This window comes from Peteryoungia rhizophila, assembly GCF_004912145.1.
Classification (GTDB): domain Bacteria; phylum Pseudomonadota; class Alphaproteobacteria; order Rhizobiales; family Rhizobiaceae; genus Allorhizobium; species Allorhizobium rhizophilum.
The window spans coordinates 142,439-161,768 of the sequence record NZ_STGT01000002.1 but is presented as its reverse complement, the minus strand read 5'-3'; the positions used below and the strand labels follow the sequence as shown (position 1 = coordinate 161,768).

Annotated in this window: 16 protein-coding genes; 13 read left to right on the top strand and 3 right to left on the bottom strand. The window is 61.5% G+C overall.

The genetic code is table 11. The features are described from left to right. Positions 1-284: 284 nt before the first annotated feature. The 13 genes from E9677_RS06735 (at position 285) to E9677_RS06675 (ending at position 17,332) form a co-directional block, all read left to right on the top strand. The gene (locus E9677_RS06735) at positions 285-929 is read left to right on the top strand and encodes a helix-turn-helix transcriptional regulator (RefSeq protein WP_136557346.1); all 645 of its coding nucleotides are present in this window, start codon (positions 285-287) and stop codon (positions 927-929) included. Positions 930-1,173: 244 nt separating this feature from the next. After that, complete coding sequence (locus tag E9677_RS06730; RefSeq protein ID WP_136557345.1) at positions 1,174-2,493, top strand: nucleotide sugar dehydrogenase; 1,320 nt, start codon at positions 1,174-1,176, stop codon at positions 2,491-2,493. 11 nt (positions 2,494-2,504) lie between these two features. Beyond that, positions 2,505-3,980, top strand: coding sequence for a glycosyltransferase (locus E9677_RS06725; RefSeq protein WP_136557344.1), 1,476 nt, complete (start codon positions 2,505-2,507; stop codon positions 3,978-3,980). An 18-nt stretch (positions 3,981-3,998) separates the two neighbouring features. Continuing rightward, positions 3,999-5,120 (top strand): pilus assembly protein PilZ, encoded by a 1,122-nt coding sequence (locus E9677_RS06720; protein ID WP_136557343.1) that lies wholly within the window; start codon positions 3,999-4,001, stop codon positions 5,118-5,120. Positions 5,121-5,173: 53 nt separating this feature from the next. Beyond that, complete coding sequence (locus E9677_RS06715) at positions 5,174-6,586, top strand: mannose-1-phosphate guanylyltransferase (protein WP_136557342.1); 1,413 nt, start codon at positions 5,174-5,176, stop codon at positions 6,584-6,586. A 10-nt stretch (positions 6,587-6,596) separates the two neighbouring features. Then, entirely contained in the window at positions 6,597-8,105 is a 1,509-nt protein-coding gene (locus E9677_RS06710) for a right-handed parallel beta-helix repeat-containing protein (protein WP_136557341.1), read from the top strand. 2 nt (positions 8,106-8,107) lie between these two features. Continuing rightward, positions 8,108-9,556 (top strand): MBOAT family O-acyltransferase, encoded by a 1,449-nt coding sequence (locus E9677_RS06705; RefSeq protein ID WP_136557340.1) that lies wholly within the window; start codon positions 8,108-8,110, stop codon positions 9,554-9,556. A gap of 13 nt (positions 9,557-9,569) precedes the next feature. Next, entirely contained in the window at positions 9,570-10,697 is a 1,128-nt protein-coding gene (locus tag E9677_RS06700) for an alginate O-acetyltransferase (RefSeq protein WP_136557339.1), read from the top strand. Next, positions 10,690-11,469 (top strand): hypothetical protein, encoded by a 780-nt coding sequence (locus E9677_RS06695; protein ID WP_136557338.1) that lies wholly within the window; start codon positions 10,690-10,692, stop codon positions 11,467-11,469. Before E9677_RS06700 ends, E9677_RS06695 begins: the two co-directional genes overlap by 8 nt. Beyond that, positions 11,466-12,836 (top strand): alginate O-acetyltransferase AlgX-related protein, encoded by a 1,371-nt coding sequence (locus E9677_RS06690; RefSeq protein WP_136557337.1) that lies wholly within the window; start codon positions 11,466-11,468, stop codon positions 12,834-12,836. The genes E9677_RS06695 and E9677_RS06690 overlap by 4 nt, the downstream gene beginning before the upstream one ends. Next, a complete protein-coding gene (locus E9677_RS06685; RefSeq protein WP_136557336.1) occupies positions 12,833-13,468 on the top strand; it encodes an alginate O-acetyltransferase AlgF in 636 nt (211 codons plus the stop codon). The genes E9677_RS06690 and E9677_RS06685 overlap by 4 nt, the downstream gene beginning before the upstream one ends. A 24-nt stretch (positions 13,469-13,492) precedes the next feature. After that, a complete protein-coding gene (locus E9677_RS06680) occupies positions 13,493-16,240 on the top strand; it encodes a tetratricopeptide repeat protein (protein ID WP_235882880.1) in 2,748 nt (915 codons plus the stop codon). 3 nt (positions 16,241-16,243) lie between these two features. Then, positions 16,244-17,332: an alginate lyase family protein gene (locus tag E9677_RS06675; RefSeq protein WP_136557335.1), complete on the top strand. Its 1,089-nt coding sequence runs from the start codon at positions 16,244-16,246 to the stop codon at positions 17,330-17,332. Between the two features lie 6 nt (positions 17,333-17,338). On the opposite strand, the gene E9677_RS06670 is transcribed toward E9677_RS06675, so the two are convergent. The 3 genes from E9677_RS06670 to E9677_RS06660 all read right to left on the bottom strand — a co-directional run bounded on the left by E9677_RS06670 (position 17,339) and on the right by E9677_RS06660 (position 19,313). Beyond that, the gene (locus tag E9677_RS06670; protein WP_136557334.1) at positions 17,339-17,563 is read right to left on the bottom strand and encodes a hypothetical protein; all 225 of its coding nucleotides are present in this window, start codon (positions 17,561-17,563) and stop codon (positions 17,339-17,341) included. A 217-nt stretch (positions 17,564-17,780) separates the two neighbouring features. Continuing rightward, positions 17,781-18,248, bottom strand: a complete 468-nt coding sequence (locus tag E9677_RS06665) for a chemotaxis protein CheW (RefSeq protein WP_112243780.1) — start codon at positions 18,246-18,248, stop codon at positions 17,781-17,783. Positions 18,249-18,407: 159 nt separating this feature from the next. Further along, entirely contained in the window at positions 18,408-19,313 is a 906-nt protein-coding gene (locus E9677_RS06660) for a MarR family transcriptional regulator (protein WP_136557333.1), read from the bottom strand. Positions 19,314-19,330 lie beyond the last annotated feature (17 nt).

Here is a 19,330-nt window from a genome sequence, read left to right as displayed (position 1 = left end):
GCACTGCGAAATTGCATCAGTATCAAATGCAACCATGAAATCCACTTCGAAATCACACACAAGCAATTGAAATATATTGTTTATATAGAAATCAGAAAAAACCAATACGCTCATCAAGATGTTGCACAACAACAATTTGCCTAGAATTTTCGCGGCACTGCAACATCTTGACACCCCCGGCGTTCTCTTCGAACATCGAGCCTCAAGCTAGTTAAGTGCAGGCATGTTCACCGGGATGTGACCGGTCAGGAGATCTGTAGCGTTGTCGAGAGATTGGAGCTGCAATGGATCACACTAGCAAGATCAGGGTCGTCGTCCTGGATGAAAATCCGGTGCTCGTGGACGGACTGAACTTCCTTATCAATTCCGCCCGCCCTCTGGCGGCACTCGTTATTCCTCAGCGCGACCTGAAGTTGTGCGACCATATCAAGCGGCAGCACCCGGATGTCATCGTCGCGGACCCCGCCTATCTCGAACGGGCGCTGACAGTGGAGAATTTGGACTTCCAGTCTTTTCGAGGGGAAAGCCGGCTGATCGCCTATTGCGACGTCCGGGAAACCCAGCCGGCCGAAACCTACATCAACCGCGGATACAACGGTGTTGTCACCAAGACCGTTGCCAGTCCCCGCCTCCTGCGTGCCATCAAGGCTGTGTATGCAGGCGATGTGGTGATCGACCAGGCAGCACTCGCCGTGGCGGAACGGATAGCACCCGAAATCGAAATCACTCGGGGTAAGCTCTCCGGAAAAGAAGCCTTCGTCCTGCGCCATGTCGCCCTTGGAAAGGCGATGAAGGAAATTGCAGCCGACATTCAGTTGAGCGCCAAGACGGTCGAGACGTACAAGTATAGAGCGATAAAAAAGCTCGACCTCAGAACTCGATCTGACATCGTGAACTATGCGATAAGTGTAGGCTGGCTTCAGCACTAATCAAGATATAATCAATCGAAATAGTGACCGCGATAACACGATCGCGGATTTCGTCGATTCATTTGAAATAAACGAAATTATATTAGGTATATATTGAAGATAACAGGGATTTTCCTGACAAATCTCCATTTTTCCTGACTTTGATGCACTGCAAACAACTGCCACTCCTAAGTCCGACATTAACGGACGTTAACAATCGGCAGGCTCCGCAAAGGGGATCTGCCGACAGGATAGAGGGCAGCAAATGGCTAGGATCAGCGTATTTGGTATCGGTTATGTAGGCGTGGTCGCCGCGGCATGCCTGGCGAAGGACGGCCATGAAGTCGTGGCCGTGGATATTGATCCGGCCAAGGTCGACACGATCAATCGGGGCAAAACCCCTATCGTCGAGAAGGGCCTGGAACCACTCATCGAGATGACAGTGGCGAATGGCAGCCTGCGTGCCACGCTCGACATCGACGAGGCGATAGCCGCCACCGATCTCTCCTTCGTCTGCGTCGGCACGCCGAGTGCCCCGGATGGATCCGTTGGCCTCACCTATGTCGTGAAGGCTTGCGAGGCGATCGCTGCAGCCATTGCCCGCAAGAAAGCCTTCCACTCGGTCGTCGTTCGCTCGACCATCGTGCCAGGCACCATGGACAAGGTCTGCATTCCGGCATTGGAAGCAGCCTCCGGCCTGATCGCCGGCAAGGACTTCGGCGTCGGCTACTACCCGGAATTCCTGCGCGAAAGCACCGCTATCGAGGACTATTACGATCCGGGCCTGATCGTGTTCGGCGCGATCGACGAGACGACCGACAAAATCTTGCACGAAATCAATGCCGGTCTGCCCTGCGTCTGCCACTCGGTACCGCTCGCGACCGCCGAGATGATCAAATACACCAGCAATTCATGGCGCGCCGTGAAGGTGACCTTCGCCAACGAGATCGGCAACATCGCCAAGGCCTGCGGCGTCGATGGCCAGCAGGTGATGAAGATCCTGTGCTCGGATCTCAAGGTCAACATCTCGCCCTACTTCATGCGCCCCGGCTTTGCTTTCGGTGGCTCCTGCCTCCCCAAGGACGTCCGTGCGCTCCGCCATCTCGCGAAGGAGGCGCATGTCCAGAGCGCCTTGCTCGATGCCGTGCTCGAAGCGAACGAAGCCCAAATCGACCGCGCAGAGACCATGGTTTCTCAAATGGGCGGTCAGACTATCGGCATGGTCGGCATCAGCTTCAAGACCGGCACCGACGACCTGCGCGAAAGCCCACTCGCGAGCCTCGCCTCCCGCCTGATCGCCAAGGGTTATGATCTGAAAATCTACGACCCCTTCGTCCAGCAGGCCTATGCGGAAGGCATGAGCGGCGCCGGTCGCGGCAATGATACCGCAATAGACCTCAAGAACCGCCTCGTCGGCGAACTCGACGACCTGATCGACACCTCGGACGTCATTCTCGTCGGCAATCACTACGCCGAGGCCATGCAGGCACTCGACCAGTCGAGCGACAAGGTTCCGATGGTCGATCTCCTGCGCATCCGCCCGGACATCCGCTCGTCCGGCACCTACCAGGGCATTTGCTGGTAAGGAGCGCACCCATGCTGGCCCACGTCATCTACCTCCTCTCCATGACGATTCTGGCGCTCAGCGTGCCGCACCCGACCGTCTCTGCGGTCTCCGGCACCCTGATCACCGTCGGTCTCATCGGCGCATGGCGCTATGCCTGGGCTGGGGTCAACCTGGCGAGGGCCGCCTACTTCCTCAACTTCGCCTATCCTCGGCGGCGCCGTCAGGCCGCCGAGGCCTACACAGCCCGGGGTCTGAAGGACCACGCCTATTTCCTCGTCACGACCTACAAGATCGCCCCTGAAATCTCGACCCGCGTCTATCGCTCGATCTTCGAGGCCGCCTTCCGAGCGAAGGGTGGCGCCACGATCGTCGCCTCGATCGTCGACGAGGCCGATGCGCGCCTCATCCGCCGCGTCATGGCATCGGTCGCCCTCAATCATCCGGGTCGCGAAGCCGCCGTCGGCCTGAAGATCGACAAGATCGAGGGAACCGGAAAGCGCGACGCGCTCGCCACCTCGCTCCGCTCGATCGCCAGGCTCAACCCAGGCCGCAACGACATCGTGATCTTCGTCGACGGTGACAGTTGCGTGCCTCATGACGTGGTCGATCGCAGCATTCCCTTCTTCACCGACCCGACCATCGGCGCGGTGACGACCGACGAACTGAGCGACACCCAGGGTGGTCGCCTGTTCCGTGACTGGTTCGACCTACGCTTTTCGCAGCGCCACGTCATGATGTCGTCGATGTCGCTCGGCGGACGCGTGCTGACGCTGACCGGCCGCATGTCGATCTTCCGGGCAAGCCTCGCGACCGATCCCGGTTTCGTCGACCTCGTCCGCAACGACTTCATCGACCACTGGCGCCTCGGCCGCGTCCACTTCCTGACCGGCGACGACAAGTCCACATGGTTCTGGCTTTTGCAGCGCGGCTACAAGATGCTCTACCTGCCGGATCTCTGCACCCTGTCGATCGAGACCCAGCCCAAGGATGGTTTCTTCGAATCCGCCTCGACGCTGATGACCCGCTGGTTCGGCAACATGCTGCGCACCAATGCCCGCGCACTCGCCCTCCCCGCTTCCAGGATCGGCTACTTCACCTGGTGGTCGATCCTCGACCAGGCGCTCTCGATCTGGACCACATTGGCCGGTCCCGCGAGCATCCTGCTGGCCGCTTTCTTCGTCAGCCCCTGGATCCTGCCGATCTACGTCGCCTGGGTCATGTTCACCCGCTATCTGTTCTGCACCGTGATCATGGCCTTCCGCGGCAAGAGCTTCCCGATCACTTATCCCTTCCTTCTCTATTTCAGCCAGGTCGGCGGCGCGATCGTCAAAAGCTTCATTCTCTTCCGCCTCGACCGCCAGAGATGGACCCGTCAGTCGGGCTCCGGCTCGGCCCGGGCGATCCCGCTCGGCCAGCGCTGGCGCGCCATGAGCTCCACCTACATGCACTGCCTCGCACTCGGATGGCTCATCCTCGGCGTGGCCTATGTCGGCAACATCATCTAACCCCGAAGGACCGTAACCATGGATACCGAAACGAAGGCCGCACGCGACACCGCTTCCCAGGGCTACACCGGACAGGCCGAGAGCTTCCCGGTTCTGCTCGACACGGGGACGGAGCATCCGAAGACGAACATCCCCTTCGTGGCTGTCATCGACGGACGCCAGTTCACCGGCCGCAGCCTGTCCCTGGTCTCGGCAACGGTATCGGGCCTCGCGGGGCCAGAGCTCGAGGGCAAGGAACGCATCGCGGTCCTCCGCTTCGACTTCGACGGCTATACGATTTCGCTTCAGGTGGATGTCCGCATCAGCCGCACCCATGCCGAGACCGGCGAAGTCAGGCTCGACTTCCTGGAGCCGACGGGCGAGCACCTGCCGACGCTACGCTATCTCCTGAACAGCTACATCGCCGGCGATGTCACCTCGGTTGATGGCATCATCAGCCTGCGGGAACGGGCAGCCGTATCAGGCGGCAAGAAACAGGGCACCCAGACGAGCATCGGCGGCATGGTCGGAAGCGGTCTGAAGACAGTGGCAACCGTGGCGTTCAGCCTGGCGCTTGCCGGGATCGCCGCCAACCTCGTCTACGAACGCGTTTTCTCCAAGGAAGTGAAGCAACTCGCCGTTCTCTCTGCAGGCGGCCAGCCGCTGCGGGCGATCGCCAGCGGCCAGATCTCCTATCTCGACCTCGGCGCCACCCGGGGAGAGGTGCTTTACACGCTGCAATCGGTCTCCGGCACCACGCTGAGCGTCAACATGCCCTGTGATTGCCGCATCCTGCCGACCCGCTCCGGCGAAGGTTCCACCGTCATGGCGGGCGACCCGATCGTCGAAGTGGTTGATGAGAGCGCAACCCCGGTCGTCCAGGCCGTCGTGTCGGCCGACCAGGCCAAACAACTGGTCTCCGGTGACATTGCCGAGCTCCGATTCTCCGATGGCAAGGTCGTCTTCGGCAGCCTCGCGCAGAATGCCGAGGCCCTGACGGCCGTCGGCAATGAAGGCGAAGTGCGCGCCCTGATCGAGCCGAACGCCGAACTCGGCAGCGAAGCCGCCGGCTCACCTGTCTCCGTCCGCATCATCAGTCAACGTGTTTTCGCCCTGCGTCAGAAGCTCGGCGAGTGGTTCAGGGAGGGGGCCGCCACCTGAAGTCCTGGCAGTTTTTCCCGCGTAGTCACTCCAACGGATTCACAGGAGCAGTCATGCAAGACATTCACCCCCTTATCCTCTGCGGAGGCATCGGTACTCGCCTTTGGCCCCTCTCGCGCACGGAACATCCCAAGCAGTTCCAGCGCATCGACGGCAACTCGGAAACCACCTTCTTCCACGCCACAGTAGAGCGCCATCGCGCGCCTGGCTTCGCTGACCCGATCGTCGCCGTGAGCAGCGCCCATGTCGCGACAGTTCTGCGCCAGCTGAGCGACATCAAGTGCCCGGCGCGTGTGCTGGCGGAGCCCATCTCCCGCAATACCGGGCCGGCCGTGCTGGCCACCGCCCTGACGCTGGCCAAGACGGATCCGGCTTCCCTGATCTGCGTCATCCCCTCCGACCACATCGTCAAGGGTGACCTGCCGGCCAATGTTCTCGCCGCCCGAAAGGCCGCCGAACAGGGTCACATCGTGCTCTTCGGCGTTCCGCCCGAATATCCGGAAACGGGTTATGGCTACATCGTCGATGGCGGCGCCCTCGACGACCTCACCTGCGCCCGCAAGGTCGCGAGCTTCATCGAGAAGCCGCCGGTCGAGGTCGCCACGGCCCTGATCGATGCCGGCGGCGCCTATTGGGCGTCAGGCCTCAGCCTCTTCCGCGCCGATGTGTTGATTTCGGAATTCCAGCGTTTGGACCCGCAGACTTTCGAAGCCGTGAAAAACGCCCTCGACCACGGCTTCGAAACCGAGCATGCCTTCTACCTCAATGCTGAAGCGCTGCAGCCGGCGGCCAATCTGCCGACGGAATCCATCGTGTTCGAGCATTCCCCGCGCACGGTGATCGCTCCTCTCCTCGTCGCCTGGAGCGATGTCGGCGCCTGGAACGCCCTGCACCACATCGCTGAGAAGGACGCCGACGGCAATGTCCTGAGCGGCGACGTCATCAGCATCGACACGCGCAACTCCTATGTCCGCGCCTCTGGCAAGCTGATTGCCCTCGTCGGAATGGACGATGTCGTCGTTGTCGACACCGACGATGCGCTGCTGATCACGACGCGCGATCAGGCCCAGCAAGTCAAGCAGATCGTGAAGAAGCTGGAGAGCATCAAGCGTCGCGAACTCGCCCAGCACATGCGCAACCAGATGGCCTGGGGCGAAGTGCGCCGCGTACAGAGCGGCCCAGGCTACGAGCTGCGCATGATGACGCTCCGTCCCGGCACCATGCTGCCGATTGCCGAAGACGCCGCGTCGCACCGCATGGTGACGGTCACCTCTGGGGCTGGCCTCCTGAAGACCGGAGCTGTCACCCGCCCGCTTCGCATCGGTGACAATTTCGAGGTCCCCGCAGGCGAAGCGGCAGCCATCTATTGCGGCCCCGAACACGAAATGCAGCTGGTGGAGGTCGTCTGCGAAGTCGTTGTCGAAAAAGCCGAGGCCGTCGCCACCCTGCAACTCGTGCACAGCTGAGGGTATGGCGATGCGCAAGGGCCTCCCCCTTCTTCTGGCACTTCTGCTGACGTCGACGGCTCACGGCCTGCGCGCCGAGAGCCTCGGCAGGGCGGAGCTGGCCGGGCTGACCCGGACCGTCGCCGAGATCGGAGCACGGCTCCAATCCGTCGACACCCGCAAGGATGATGCCCGAGAACTCCTGACCGGCCGTTTGGCAATGATCGACCGGACAGAGGCCGCCCCCCGCCCTGCCCTGCACCGTCTGACGACTGTCGGCAAACTCCAGACTGTGCCGATCGACTTCATGCTGGCCCAACTGCGCCTGCAGACCGCGCGCCAGTTCGATACCGAGATCGAGAAGGCTCTCGTCAACCGAGCGGCACCGGCGCTCTTTATCCGCGGCGGCGCCATGACGCTCGACCAGTTGGCAGCCGAGGCGGAAAAGCTCTTTCCCGGCGCTGTGGAACGCAGGGGGGAGACTATCCTTTCCCGCTGGCCGATCGTCATCTGGTCGGATTCAGCGCTCGTCATCGAGCCGCAGCAGTCACTGGAACTCTCGACAGCAGATGGCGCATTCCTGCTCAACTCCGGTCTACTGACCGTGGATGGCGGCGAACTCAAAGCCTCCGCGGGTGAAAATTCCGGCCTGAATAGCTTTCGACCCTTCGTCGCAACCGCAATGACCGGCGCGTTGCAGGCCTCGGGCGCCCGCTTCAGCCGTCTCGGCTATGCAGGCGCCGGCTCCACCAGCGGGCTGTCGATCCTCGGTGCGGCACTGTTCCCGTCGAAAATCACGTCCCATGTCGTCGACAGCAGCTTTCAGAACGTGTCCGGCCTCAGCCTGGAAAACACCCATCGCATGCTTGTTGCGGGCAACCGCTTCTCGGGTGGCACGGGCCCGGCGATCGCCATGAAGGGCGTCACCGGCGCCGATATCAGCGACAACATCATCACCGGCACAACCGAAACACAGGCAATCGATATCCAGAACACGAGTTCGTCGATCCGGGTCACCGGAAACATCCTGCTCGGCAATCGCGGCAGCGGCGTCTTCGTTGCGAACGACGCTCGCGATGTCTCCATCACTGGCAATCTGATGTCGCGCAACGGCCGAGGCGGCGTCTCGGTCGTACGCAGCGCCTGCGTCACCATTTCCGACAATATCATGCTGTCGAACAGCCAGGTCGGCATCAAGGTGCGGGCGAGCCATGCGCTCACCCTGTCGCACAACGATCTCATCGCCAATGCCGGCGCCGGTATCTCGATCATCGACCAGGATGACAATGCCCGTGTCGCCATCGACGGCAACGCCTTCTCTGCCAACAAATCAGGCATCCACGGCGGCGCTGCGAGTGAAGTGGCCCTCAAGGCCAATGACTTCGCCGGCCAGTCGCCGATCCTGCTCGACGGCGAGTTCGCCCCATACGTACCCGAACTTCTCGAGACTGCCGCCTCCGCCGATGCGAAGCCTAAGGCACTCACCATTCACGCCAACACCTCATCCACCGCTCCGGTGGATTGTAAAACCGGGAGCTGACAATGGTCTTTTCGTCAGAGACGTTCCTGTTTCTTTTTCTGCCGCTGTTCCTGGCCGCCTACTACCTCACGCCTGACAGGCTGAAGTCGTGGACCATCCTCATTGGCTCCTACATTTTCTATTGCTGGTGGCGACCGGACTTTCTGGTCTTGTTCGTCGGCGTCACCGCCTGGGCTTATGGCTGCGGCCTGATGATCGAACGCTGGGAGGGCCAGGCCCGCGCCAAGATCCCGCTTGTGCTCGGCGTCGTCGGCTGCCTGTCCGTGCTTGGCGTATTCAAGTATCTGAACTTCTTCGTCGACAGTTTCGCGGCTTTGCTCGGCACGACGCCCGATGAACTCGGCGTCCACTGGCGCCTGATCCTGCCGATCGGCATTTCCTTCTACATCTTCCAGGCTGTCGGCTACGTCATCGACGTTTACCGCAAGGATACACCGGCGACCCGCAACTTCGTCGACTTCGCCGCCTTCATCGCGCTGTTTCCGCAGCTGATCGCCGGTCCCATCCTGCGTTTCAAGGATCTGGCCGACCAGTTCCACTCCCGCACCCACAGCCTCGCCCTGTTCTCAACCGGTCTCGGCATCTTCACCATCGGCCTCGCCAAGAAGGTTCTGCTGGCCGACTCCATCGCTCCGGTCGCGGATGCCGCCTTCGCCTCTGGCAATGTCACCTTCGTCGAAGGCTGGCTCGGGGCCGCCGCCTACACCCTGCAGCTCTATTTCGACTTCTCCGGCTATTCCGACATGGCCATCGGCCTAGGCCTGATGATGGGCTTCAAGTTCATTCGCAACTTCGACACACCCTATTTCAGCGCCTCGATCACCGAATTCTGGCAGCGTTGGCACATCAGCCTGTCGACCTGGCTGCGCGACTACCTCTACATCCCGCTCGGCGGCAATCGTTTGGGACCGTTGCGCACCTACCTCAACCTCTTCCTGGTCATGTTGCTCGGCGGCCTTTGGCACGGCGCGGCCTGGACCTTCGTGCTCTGGGGTGCCTGGCACGGCAGCTGGCTGGCAATTGAGCGCTACACCGGCTATGCCCGCGCCAGCCTGAGTAAGGTCGTGACGGTACCCGCCACACTGCTACTTGTCGTCATCGGCTGGGTCATGTTCCGCGCCACTAGCGTCGGCGAAGCCTTCTCGGTCTATGCCGGCATGCTCGGCCTGAACGGCATGGCGCCGAGCCTGGAATTCCTGGCGAGCGTCAACCAGGAACACCTCGTCTTCATCCTGCTCGCCGTGGTCGCCGTCATCCTCGAGCCGCGCTTCAAGCACATGACCGATCCGGACCGTGTGCCGCTCGCCGGCGCGCCGCGAGTGGCTTCCGACGGCTCGATCATTGCAGCCCCGTCCATCGCCTATCCGCTCGCAATGACGGCCCTTCTGGCAGTCACCATCGCGCGCCTCGCCGAGCAGTCCGCCTCCCCCTTCCTCTACTTCCAGTTCTGACAGGAGCAACACCATGCCCAGTCTGCGCCAACACACAGCCACATTGGTTCTGCCGGCCGCCTTCTTCGGCTACGCGCTCTATGCCAACTCGGCCCTGCTTCTGAATGCAGCGTCACCGACGGCTCAAGCATCGGAGCAAAAGGAATTGTCGCTCGGCTACGTGATCGATGGCGAGGCGACACGCGACCTCGACGCACTCTACAAGAACGAACTGCCGCACCGGGCAGCCTCCGTCGGTCTGTTCGGCAATGCGCGCTACGCCCTTCTGGGCGCCGGTCGCAAGGGTGTCATCGTCGGAGATGACGGTTGGTTTTTCACAGCCGAGGAGTTCAAGACCGTCCCCGCGGCCGAAATCGAAGATGCAGTCGGTCGGATTGCCGAGGTCAAGCGTGAGCTGGAGGCTCGTGGCATCCAGTTGATCGTCGCGCCACTTCCGGCGAAATCGGACGTCTATTCCGAAGAGGTCCCCTCAGTCGTTCGCGGAACGGCCATGGCTGAGACCTATGGCAGCTTCATCGCGGCCCTGAAGCGACAAGCGATCGTCATCGCCGACACCCGCCCTGCCCTTCTGGCAGCAAAACCCTTCGGCGAAGTATTCCTCAAGTCGGACACGCACTGGTCACCCGCCGGGGCAAAAGCGACCGCGGAAGCCGTCCAGACCGGTCTGCAGATGGCCGGCATCACGCTTCCCTCCGAGGAGGTGACCGCACAGTGGCAGACCCCCGTCTCGCTTTGGGGAGACCTGACCAAGTTCGTCACGTCACCCGATTACGCACCGGGAGTGGGATTGAAAGAGGAAAACATCCCGATCTACCGCACGACAGTGAATGCAGCCGCCGCCGGCGCCGACATCTTCGGCGACGACACGGCTGTCCCGATCATGCTGGTGGGAACCAGCTACAGTGCGAACGAGAACTGGTCCTTCGCCGACTTCCTCCGCCAATCGCTGCGATCAGATGTCGTGAACGTCGCCAAGGAGGGCCTTGGACCAGGTGTCCCGATGATGGACCTGCTGGCCGGTTCCGCGCTCGACGAGACGACGCCCACCGTCGTCGTCTGGGAATTCCCGATCCGTTACCTCGGCACCAAGACGCTGTGGGAGCGCGACAGTGACAAGAAGCCCGGAGGTGGCAATGTCTGATTGTATCGTCCGCCTTCTCTGCGCCACCATGATCGGATTGCCTCTGATGGGGTTGTCACCCGCCCATGCGGTAAAACCCTTCTTCCCGCGCAATCCGCCGGAAACCGTCGAACCGACCAAGCCCGCCAAGCGCAAGACCATGGGCCCTGCCTCGCATCTGCCGCTCCCGTTGCAGGAAGCGCGCAAGCGTCTGCTCGCCGGCAAGAAGGTCTCATACGGTGAACTTCAGGCGCTGGCCGATGCCAAGGACGGGATCGGCGCCTTCAAGCTCGCCGAACGTATCCAGAAGCAGGGCGATCCGAAGCTCGCAACCGATGCTCTGCACTATTTCTCGATCGCGGCCTATCAGGATCGCGGTTACGCGGTGCGCCACATGATGGACATCCTCGGCAATGACAGCCTCGAATTGTCTCCATCGCATCTCACGAGTGCGGAAACCGCCCTCCGGCTGCAAGCCCGCAAGGGGAACGACAAGGCAGTCGAGGGCCTGATCCGGCTCTACAGCGAAGGCCGAGTGTTCGGTGACAAGCGTCACGAGCTGGAAGCGCTTCTCACCTCCGGTGTTGGCAGGAAGAACGGCGACACCGCCTTCAAGCTGGCCGTGCTTCTCCTGTCCGACCGAAACCGCACCCCGGAGCAGACCGAACAGGCAACCCGTTTTCTCGCGATTGCCGAGGAGAACGGCAGCCTCGGAATGAAGGCGGCAGCGAGCAATCTCCTGGCGCAGCTCCAAACAAAGTCCAGTGAAACAACCGCGGAGGTTCAGCAATGACCCGAGTTCGCCAGACACGCATACTCGCCGGCACAGCCCTTGCCGCCATCATAGTGGCGGTCGGCAACCAGGCCCAGGCCGAAACAGGCGGAGGCGATACGCCCTCTTCATACGGCTGCAACAGCCTGGAAGAGATCGCCGAGCTCCAGATGATCGAGGGCAAGGACGGAATGTTTTTCCGTATCCTCGCCGACATGCGCCTGCAGCACGCCTTCACCGATCAGACGGTCGACAATCTGGCGGCCATGGCAAAGGCGCTGGAGAAAAACGGAACGAAGCTGATCTACGTGCCCCTGCCGACGAAATCGCAAGTCCTTCCCGAACTCGTGCCCGCTCGCGCATCCCTCTATGGCTTCGATGCCGGCATCGCGACCGAGATCTATGACGACGTGGTTCGCCGTCTGAACGACAAGGGCGTGGCCGCCGTCGATATCGCGACACCGATGCGACAGAACAATCGAAACAGCTTCGGCGAACACTCCTTTTTCCAGGCCGACTTCCACTGGACGGCACACGGAGCGGATATCGCAGCGAAGGCGATCGGCGACCGCGTCAAGGCATTGCCGGCATACGAAGGCGTCGAGCCTGTCCTTTTCGACATGAAGGAAGTCCCGCCGCCGGAGGAATTCTCCAGCATGCGCGAACTCCTGCAGAAGCATTGCGTGAACCACGTGCCCACGGTCACCGCCCACACCTATGAGGCGACACGTGTCGAAGACGAATCGGCCGGCTCCGGCTCGATGGACATTTTCGGAAGTGGAGACGCGGCCACAATCGCCCTCATCGGCACCAGTTACTCCGACAAGCCGATCAGCAACTTCGCCGGATATCTCGAGCACTGGACTGGCATCCCCCTCGACAACTACTCGATTTCAGGCGGCAATCAGTTCGGATCGATCCTCTCCTACATCACCTCGCGCGAGTTCCAGGAGCAACGTCCGCGCTTCCTGATCTGGGAAAACCCGATCTACAACAATCTCGGCCAGTATGGCGACGCACCCTGGGCGGAGATCGTGGCCGCCTCGCTCGGCGAATGCAGCCCCGCTGTTCCTTCGACGGCAAGCGGCGAAAATGCAGTCGAAGCCGCTCTTTCCACGGCCAAGCTCAGCACCGACGACGTCATCCTCGCAGACATTGGCAGCGACAGCAGCCGCAAGGCCACCTTCACGCTGACAGGCGCCGACGGAACCGTTCGCACCCGCTCGATCGAGCGCGGTGATCGCCTGCGCTCGACCGGCCGCTACTTCTTCTCTCTCGGTGGCTTCCCCGCAGGCTCGATCGACAAGGTGGAAGTCACCTTTGACGCGCCTGTCGATGACACCACCACCCTATCCATCTGCAAGACCAAAACTGGAGAACAGTCATGATGACCAAGACCCCGATCCGCTTTGCCATCGCCTCGATCGCGGCCACGCTTGCCTTGTCCTCGGGCGTCTGGGCCAACGACGGTGGCCTCTATGAAAAGCCGCTGGACCCCAACTCGGCCTTTGTCCGCGTGATCGCTCCGGGCGCAACCAGCGCCTCCGTCCAGAACAGTGCCTTCAACAAGCTCGAAGACGGCGTTTCCCCCTACGTAGCCGTTGCGCCGGGCGACATTCCGGTCTCGTCCTCGCTGGGTCAGAGCAGCGTCAAGGCGACTGCGGGCAAGTTCTACTCGGTGGTCGTCACCAAGGAGGGCGCAACGACAGTGGTCGACGACATGACCAAGAACCCGTCCAAGGCGACGCTTTCGCTCTACAACCTGACCGAAAAGGCAGCGATCGACCTCTTCGTACCCCAGGCAGGTGCGGAAGCCGTGTCGGACGTGGACAGCGGCGGCTCCAAGTCCGTGGCCCTTCGCGCCCCGCTGGCGGTCGATCTCGTCGTTCGTGAAGGCGACAAGGACCTCGCCAAGCTCGACAAGGTCGAATTCAAGCGGCTCGCCGGCGTCACCATCGTGGTGACCGGAGAAGGCGACCAGGTCGACGCCGTCGCCGTTCCGAGCACCATTGCCCGCTAAAACAGAGAGTTCCGGAGGTTTATCATGACGATTGCAAGAATGGCGAAGTCGCTGCTGATGGCAGGCGTGATGACGATGGCCGCCGGAGCGCCGGGACGCACAGCCGCGATCGACGTCCGGTTTGCGCCACCGGACGTCGAGCTGCCGAAATCGGCGGCCTGCACGCCGCGCGTCCGCGACGAGGACATGATCGCGGAATGGACCGCATGGGACAAAAAGGCCCTCCCCAAACGGGCGACTTTCGGCATCACCCGCGACATGAACCGCATGCGGGATCTCGATGCCCGTCGCTTCGAACCCATTATCACCCGCATCCAGGAACTGATGCCGACGGTGAAGAAGGGCTATGACCAGACGGACGCAATGTTCGACACGGTCAAGCTGATGCTGGCCAAGGGCGAGGCCGACACGGTTCGCGCGGACGGCCTCGTCAAGAAACTGCTCGACATCGGCGGACATCCTGCAGGTTCGCTGAACACGCTCGCCGACTATCTGATCGCAGGCGAAGGCATCGACCAGGACAGATCGGCGGGGCTGAAGCTCAAGGTCCAGGCCGCCTATGGCGGCAATGCCGATGCTATCCTCGATCTCGCGCGGATCACCGAAGACGGAGAGAGCGTAGACGGTTGGGAAATCGAGCCGGAACTTGCCGTGAACATGGCCTTCGGCTCGCTCGTCGGCGTGATGGACGAAGGCATCTGCGACCGCATCAGCCGCCTCGCCCGCGAATATGACGACGGCGAAGTCGTCGTAAATGATCCGGATCTCAGCCAGGCCTGGTACCGGTTTGCCGCCGACCTCGGTGACACGGCCGCCGCCTGGGAAGTCGCCGAACTCAATCTGCTCAGCGAGAAGGTGATCAAGGACAACGACGTTCTCCTGAAATACCTGAAAAAGGCAGCCGACGGCGGCAACATGGCCGCGATCCTCGAAATGGGACGTCTCTATGCCGAAGGCGCGCTGGTTGGGCAGGACAAGGAGAAGGCCTTCGCCTACTTCAAGCAGGCGGAAGCGGCGGGCAACCAGGCCGGCCTCATCAAGCAGGTGCAGCTTCTGGAGCAGACCAAAGACACCTCGCCTGCCGATGCGGCAGCCTATGAGGACCTGCTACGCCGATTGATCGCCCGCGACGACCCGCCACCATGGGCTCTGACCCGTCTCGCCCGCGTCATCCAGGCCCGCGACGGTCTCTGGAAATCGTCTCCCGAGGTGAAGCCACTGCTGGAAGAAGCCGTGAAACGAGGCGATATCGAGGGAGGGATCGATCTCGCCGAACTCCTGATGCGCGAAGACCTGTCGCCCAGGACCATCGCCCGATCCACCGACCTTCTCTCGGGCGCCATCCACATCAACGGCGAGATCAACGCGATCGCGAAGCTTCAGCGGGTCTACCTCTGCGTCGATCCGGCAGGGCCCGATCTTGCAGCGGCAGACTATTGGTCGAACGTCGAGGCCGGCGCCGGCAACAAGACGCTCGACCTCGCACCTGAGCAGATCGATCAGTTGCCCGCTCTCAAGGATCCAATGGTGATCGCGGCGATCCAGACCCAGGCGCTCTATGGCCGCGCCAGCGCGCTTGCCCTCTATCAGCGTTACCTCAAGGGTGCAGGTTACTCAGATCAGGTGCTGCGCTTCTGGGCGGAACGCGCCGAAGTCCGCCGCGGCGCAACCGTCGAGGCGGCGCTGCTCGAATTCAAGCAGAACCTCGAAAAAGGCCGCATCAACGATGCCAAGCGCAGCATCCAGATGACCGGCGAAGGCATGACAGTCGATGCCGGCCTGAGCTTTGCGCGCTTCCTCGTCAACAACTATGCGACCGATCCCGAGAGCGTGGCGCTGGCCAAGGAGATCCTGCATCCACTCGCCGAGAGTGGTTCTGGCCGGGCCGTGCGCCTCCTTGAGGAACTGGAGGGGCCGGGCACGGATCCCTCTTCTTCGCCCCTCGCTCGTTTCAGTGAAGTCATGCGTGATCGTGGCGACATGTCGGCCCAGCTGCTGCTAGCCGAAAATGCGGCGTCGGAGGAAGATCAGCTACGCCTCTACCACCAGGCGATCAGCACGCAGCGCTGTGACTACGATGACACGATGTCGCTTGCCGAATTCGCCATCAGGCACCTGAAGCAGGATGCACAGCGCTGGCTCTCGATTGCCGAACACATTTCCGGCGGCGATGCCTGGAGACAGGTCAAGATCGCCGATGTCTACATGGCGCTGAACAGCCCGGACATGCAGCAGCATGCAATCGAACTGTATCAGGAGGCCCGTGTGGGCGGGGAACCGGCGGCTTTCTATCGTCTCGTCAAACATTACGCCGACGATACGGGTGAGAGCTACGACCCACAGATGGCCAGCGACATTTTTGTCGATCTCGTGCAGCGTTCGGATCTGCAGGAGGTGCCTGAAAAACTCCTCATGCTGGCCAACATGAAGCCGGAAATTCAGCGTCAGGTAACACAGCGCATCGATGTGCGTGGCCTGTACCAGAAGTCAGCCGAGGGCGGTCAGCCCATCGCCATGCGTGAGGTGGCGAAGCTGCTGCGCGATGACGCAAAGGACAGCAAAACAATTCTGGCTGCCTTCACCTGGCTGAAGAAAGCAGCGGAAGCCGGCGACGCCGAGGCCATGTTCCTCCTGTCGCAATCCTACGCCTATGGACTGGGCACGCGCCCGGCCCTCGATGCCGCACAAGCCTGGATGGCGAAAGCCGCAGAAGCCGGCTACCCCGCTGCCGCCCAGGTCCTCAAGCTCAACAACGCAGGAACGGAGGGTTGATCATTGGCCGATCTCACCAGATGGACACTGAACCGCCACATCGCAGCCTCGCTGCTCACCATAACCGCCGCCATGGCCATGACGCCGGAGGCAAAAGCGGCAGACGAGACCTGCTTCAAAACGCCGACGCCGATCATGAGCCTCGGCTTCGGCAGCCGCTACGAGGCTGACTCCAAAACTCGCTCCGCCATCGATGAGGATTCGGATGCGGCGGTCACCAAAGCGCTGAAACCCATCGACCAATTCATCCAGAACCTCGCCAAGGTGGTTTCGAAGGCACAGAAGGAAAAGGATGTGGCGACCCGCCGCGCCTACCAGCGCTGCGTGGTGGACTCCATCTATAGCTGGGCCAAGGCGGACGCGCTCAACGAGATGCGAACCTTTAATGCCAAGCTATCCGTTCCATCGCGGGTTGGTGGCCTGGCCATTGTCTATGCCGAAGCCCGCGATCAGGTGCCCGGTCTTCACGATCGAGAGCGGATCATCGAGAAATGGCTGCAGAAGCGAGCTCAGGAGACCGTCCAATTCTTCGAGACCGAGGCCACGAAGGGTGCGGCGCGCAACAACTTGCGCGCCTGGGCGAGCATGGCCGTTGGCGAAGTCGGCGTGCTCAATCGTGATCGCGGCCTCGTGGAATGGTCTATTCTCAGCAACTACACCATGATCGCCAATGCCGCACCGGACGGCAGCCTGCCGCTGGAGATGAACCGGCAAAGACACGCGCTGCACTACCAGCTGCATGCGATGACACCTCTCGTCACATCCATTGCCCGGCTGTGTGAGGCCGGCTACGGCAAGGGTGGCGCGGACCTGGCCAAGCTGATGACCATGGCACGCTTCTCCGTTGCGGCGGTGAAGGACCCAGGCATCGTTCAGAAGATCAACGGCAAAAGCCAGACGGTGAAACCGGGTCTGAAAAACAATCTCTCGTCCATCGCATGGCTCGAGCCCTATGTCTCCCTCACCAACGACCTTGAAATGACGAACGAGTTCTCATCGCTGAGACCCCTGTCGAATTCCAAGCTCGGCGGCAATCAGACGGCGCTCTACGAGGGGCGGCGGATCAGCTGCACGATAACGGCACAGAATTGAGTGTAATCAGTCGGAGGAGAGCCGGATCCGATGCCCGATCAGGGGCTGCTCTACACGAGCAGTGCCTGATCGGCTGTCATCTGGACAACGGTCGAGGTTCCAGTCCTGGATTTCGAGGTCCACGAGCGACTTCACCGCGTCGAGCGAGAGCTCACGGCCATGCGTACCAGCCAGCGCATCGCCAAGACGGCTCAGAAGGTCTTCTGTCAGGTTGTTCGGGGACTGCGTCACCTCGGTGCTCCTCTGACGACATCCTGCTACAAAGATGGGAATTACGGAAGCCGTTCGCCACGGAACCTGGGCTCAAACACTTAAAAAAGTCGCAATTCTTCGTGAGCGCCACAGCGGCGCTACAACCCTTTCGAGAACCATGGCAAACAAAGTATGATGAAAGCGGGCGCCACGGGCGCCCGAATGGCAACGGATCTCTAAACTGCCCCGGATCGGATCAGGCCGCCATGCCCCAGGACGACGGGTCGTCCTCGCCGAACATGCGCTCGAGGCTGAGGAAGCAGATCATGCTCTTGTCATGCGCGATGATCCCGTCCGAGAATGCGGCACTCGGACCGGTTGCCGCCGGTAGCGGCTGGAGGGTGCTGCCCGCCACGGTCAGGATGTCCGACACGCCATCGACCAGCAGGCCAACCGTCATGCCATTCACTTCCGTAACCACCACGGCGCTGCGTTCCGTGGCCTGAGCCGCCGGCATGCCGAGCTTGACTGCAAGGTCGACGATCGGAATGACCGTACCGCGCAAGTTCATCACGCCGAGGACCTCATAGGGGGAGTGGGGGATCGGCGTCACTGGTGCCCAGCCACGGATTTCGCGGATGGAGGTCGTCTTGACGCAGAATTCCTGCTGATGAAGGCGAAAAGCGATGATTTCGAGGGCATCCGCGGCGTTTGACATGTTCATCTGCAATTTCTCCTCGCAAGCCCGACCGGCTGGCACCTTGTCACGACAATGATCGCCCGGTTCGACCGGCGTGCAATCCTGATTCTGCAACCAAGAATCAATTTAGCCCACCAGCAATTAAAGAATTTCTAAATCAACACTTAGATTCCGCCATATGCGTCAGGCTGACGCCGATTCACGCGCAACAATCTGATAATGCGACATTTGCCCGGCGCTCCACCAAAAGAACTCCGTGAGCAATCGCTCGTCGATATTCTCGATCCTGCCGCCTTGGATACTGAAGAGCCCACGTTTCACGGAAGGCGCCAGAACATTGCCGACGTGCTGGCGTGAAACCTGGAAACGCTGAGAAAGACCATCATAGCTCAGCGGCAGGTCCCAGTTCTCACCTCCCGATCGGGCGAGATGAGCCCCGATCACCGCGCACAGGATCAGGTATCCACTATCCCGGCTAGAGAAGTCGACGATTGTGGGAAAAGGCGCGAAGAGCATGTCCGTGGATAGAATGGCATCCATCGAGCGCGCCAGGAGATCACCCAGCCGCGAGGGATCCACAGTCAGCCATTCGTGCAAGGAATGCTGTTCCAGCAGGGCGGACGAGGCGAGAAATGCCAAGGGTGAGCGTGCGATTTTCAAGATGAGCGGAGCCGTCGGCCGAAGGCGCACCTCGCGTCGATCACTGGGGTTTTGTTCGGCGATGACGAAGCCGCCGGCCCTCAGTCCAGCCATGAGGTCGCTGACCTGCCGAGCGCTGCCCGGCACCACGCTTTTCAACAGTGTCATCGTCGGCGCCGGGCCGATCCCGAGATCGAAGCGTCCCGCAAGGGCGATCAGCATGTAGCATGTGAGATACCGCGTTTTCTGCGCGAAGATCTTGTTTTCGGGCCAGCGAAAGCCGCTGGGTTCGATCATCCTGCGGCAATAAGCGAGCACCGCATTCTCATAGCCCGGATGCGACAAGAGGGGCATTGCCGCCTGCCAGACCGGCTGCGCGAGATATTCCTCGACACCGGCATAAACGCCCGTCCTCTCGCCGATATTGCCTTCTGTACGCAACTGATCCATCGCCACCGCTCCCCAAG

Bases quoted from the DNA above. Each gene is read 5' to 3' on its own strand.
- E9677_RS06735 (WP_136557346.1), top strand. From the start codon at position 285: ATGGATCACACTAGCAAGATCAGGGTCGTCGTCCTGGATGAAAATCCG.
- E9677_RS06730 (WP_136557345.1), top strand. From the start codon at position 1,174: ATGGCTAGGATCAGCGTATTTGGTATCGGTTATGTAGGCGTGGTCGCC.
- E9677_RS06725 (WP_136557344.1), top strand. From the start codon at position 2,505: ATGCTGGCCCACGTCATCTACCTCCTCTCCATGACGATTCTGGCGCTC.
- E9677_RS06720 (WP_136557343.1), top strand. From the start codon at position 3,999: ATGGATACCGAAACGAAGGCCGCACGCGACACCGCTTCCCAGGGCTAC.
- E9677_RS06715 (WP_136557342.1), top strand. From the start codon at position 5,174: ATGCAAGACATTCACCCCCTTATCCTCTGCGGAGGCATCGGTACTCGC.
- E9677_RS06710 (WP_136557341.1), top strand. From the start codon at position 6,597: ATGCGCAAGGGCCTCCCCCTTCTTCTGGCACTTCTGCTGACGTCGACG.
- E9677_RS06705 (WP_136557340.1), top strand. From the start codon at position 8,108: ATGGTCTTTTCGTCAGAGACGTTCCTGTTTCTTTTTCTGCCGCTGTTC.
- E9677_RS06700 (WP_136557339.1), top strand. From the start codon at position 9,570: ATGCCCAGTCTGCGCCAACACACAGCCACATTGGTTCTGCCGGCCGCC.
- E9677_RS06695 (WP_136557338.1), top strand. From the start codon at position 10,690: ATGTCTGATTGTATCGTCCGCCTTCTCTGCGCCACCATGATCGGATTG.
- E9677_RS06690 (WP_136557337.1), top strand. From the start codon at position 11,466: ATGACCCGAGTTCGCCAGACACGCATACTCGCCGGCACAGCCCTTGCC.
- E9677_RS06685 (WP_136557336.1), top strand. From the start codon at position 12,833: ATGATGACCAAGACCCCGATCCGCTTTGCCATCGCCTCGATCGCGGCC.
- E9677_RS06680 (WP_235882880.1), top strand. From the start codon at position 13,493: ATGACGATTGCAAGAATGGCGAAGTCGCTGCTGATGGCAGGCGTGATG.
- E9677_RS06665 (WP_112243780.1), bottom strand. From the start codon at position 18,248: ATGAACATGTCAAACGCCGCGGATGCCCTCGAAATCATCGCTTTTCGC.
- E9677_RS06660 (WP_136557333.1), bottom strand. From the start codon at position 19,313: ATGGATCAGTTGCGTACAGAAGGCAATATCGGCGAGAGGACGGGCGTT.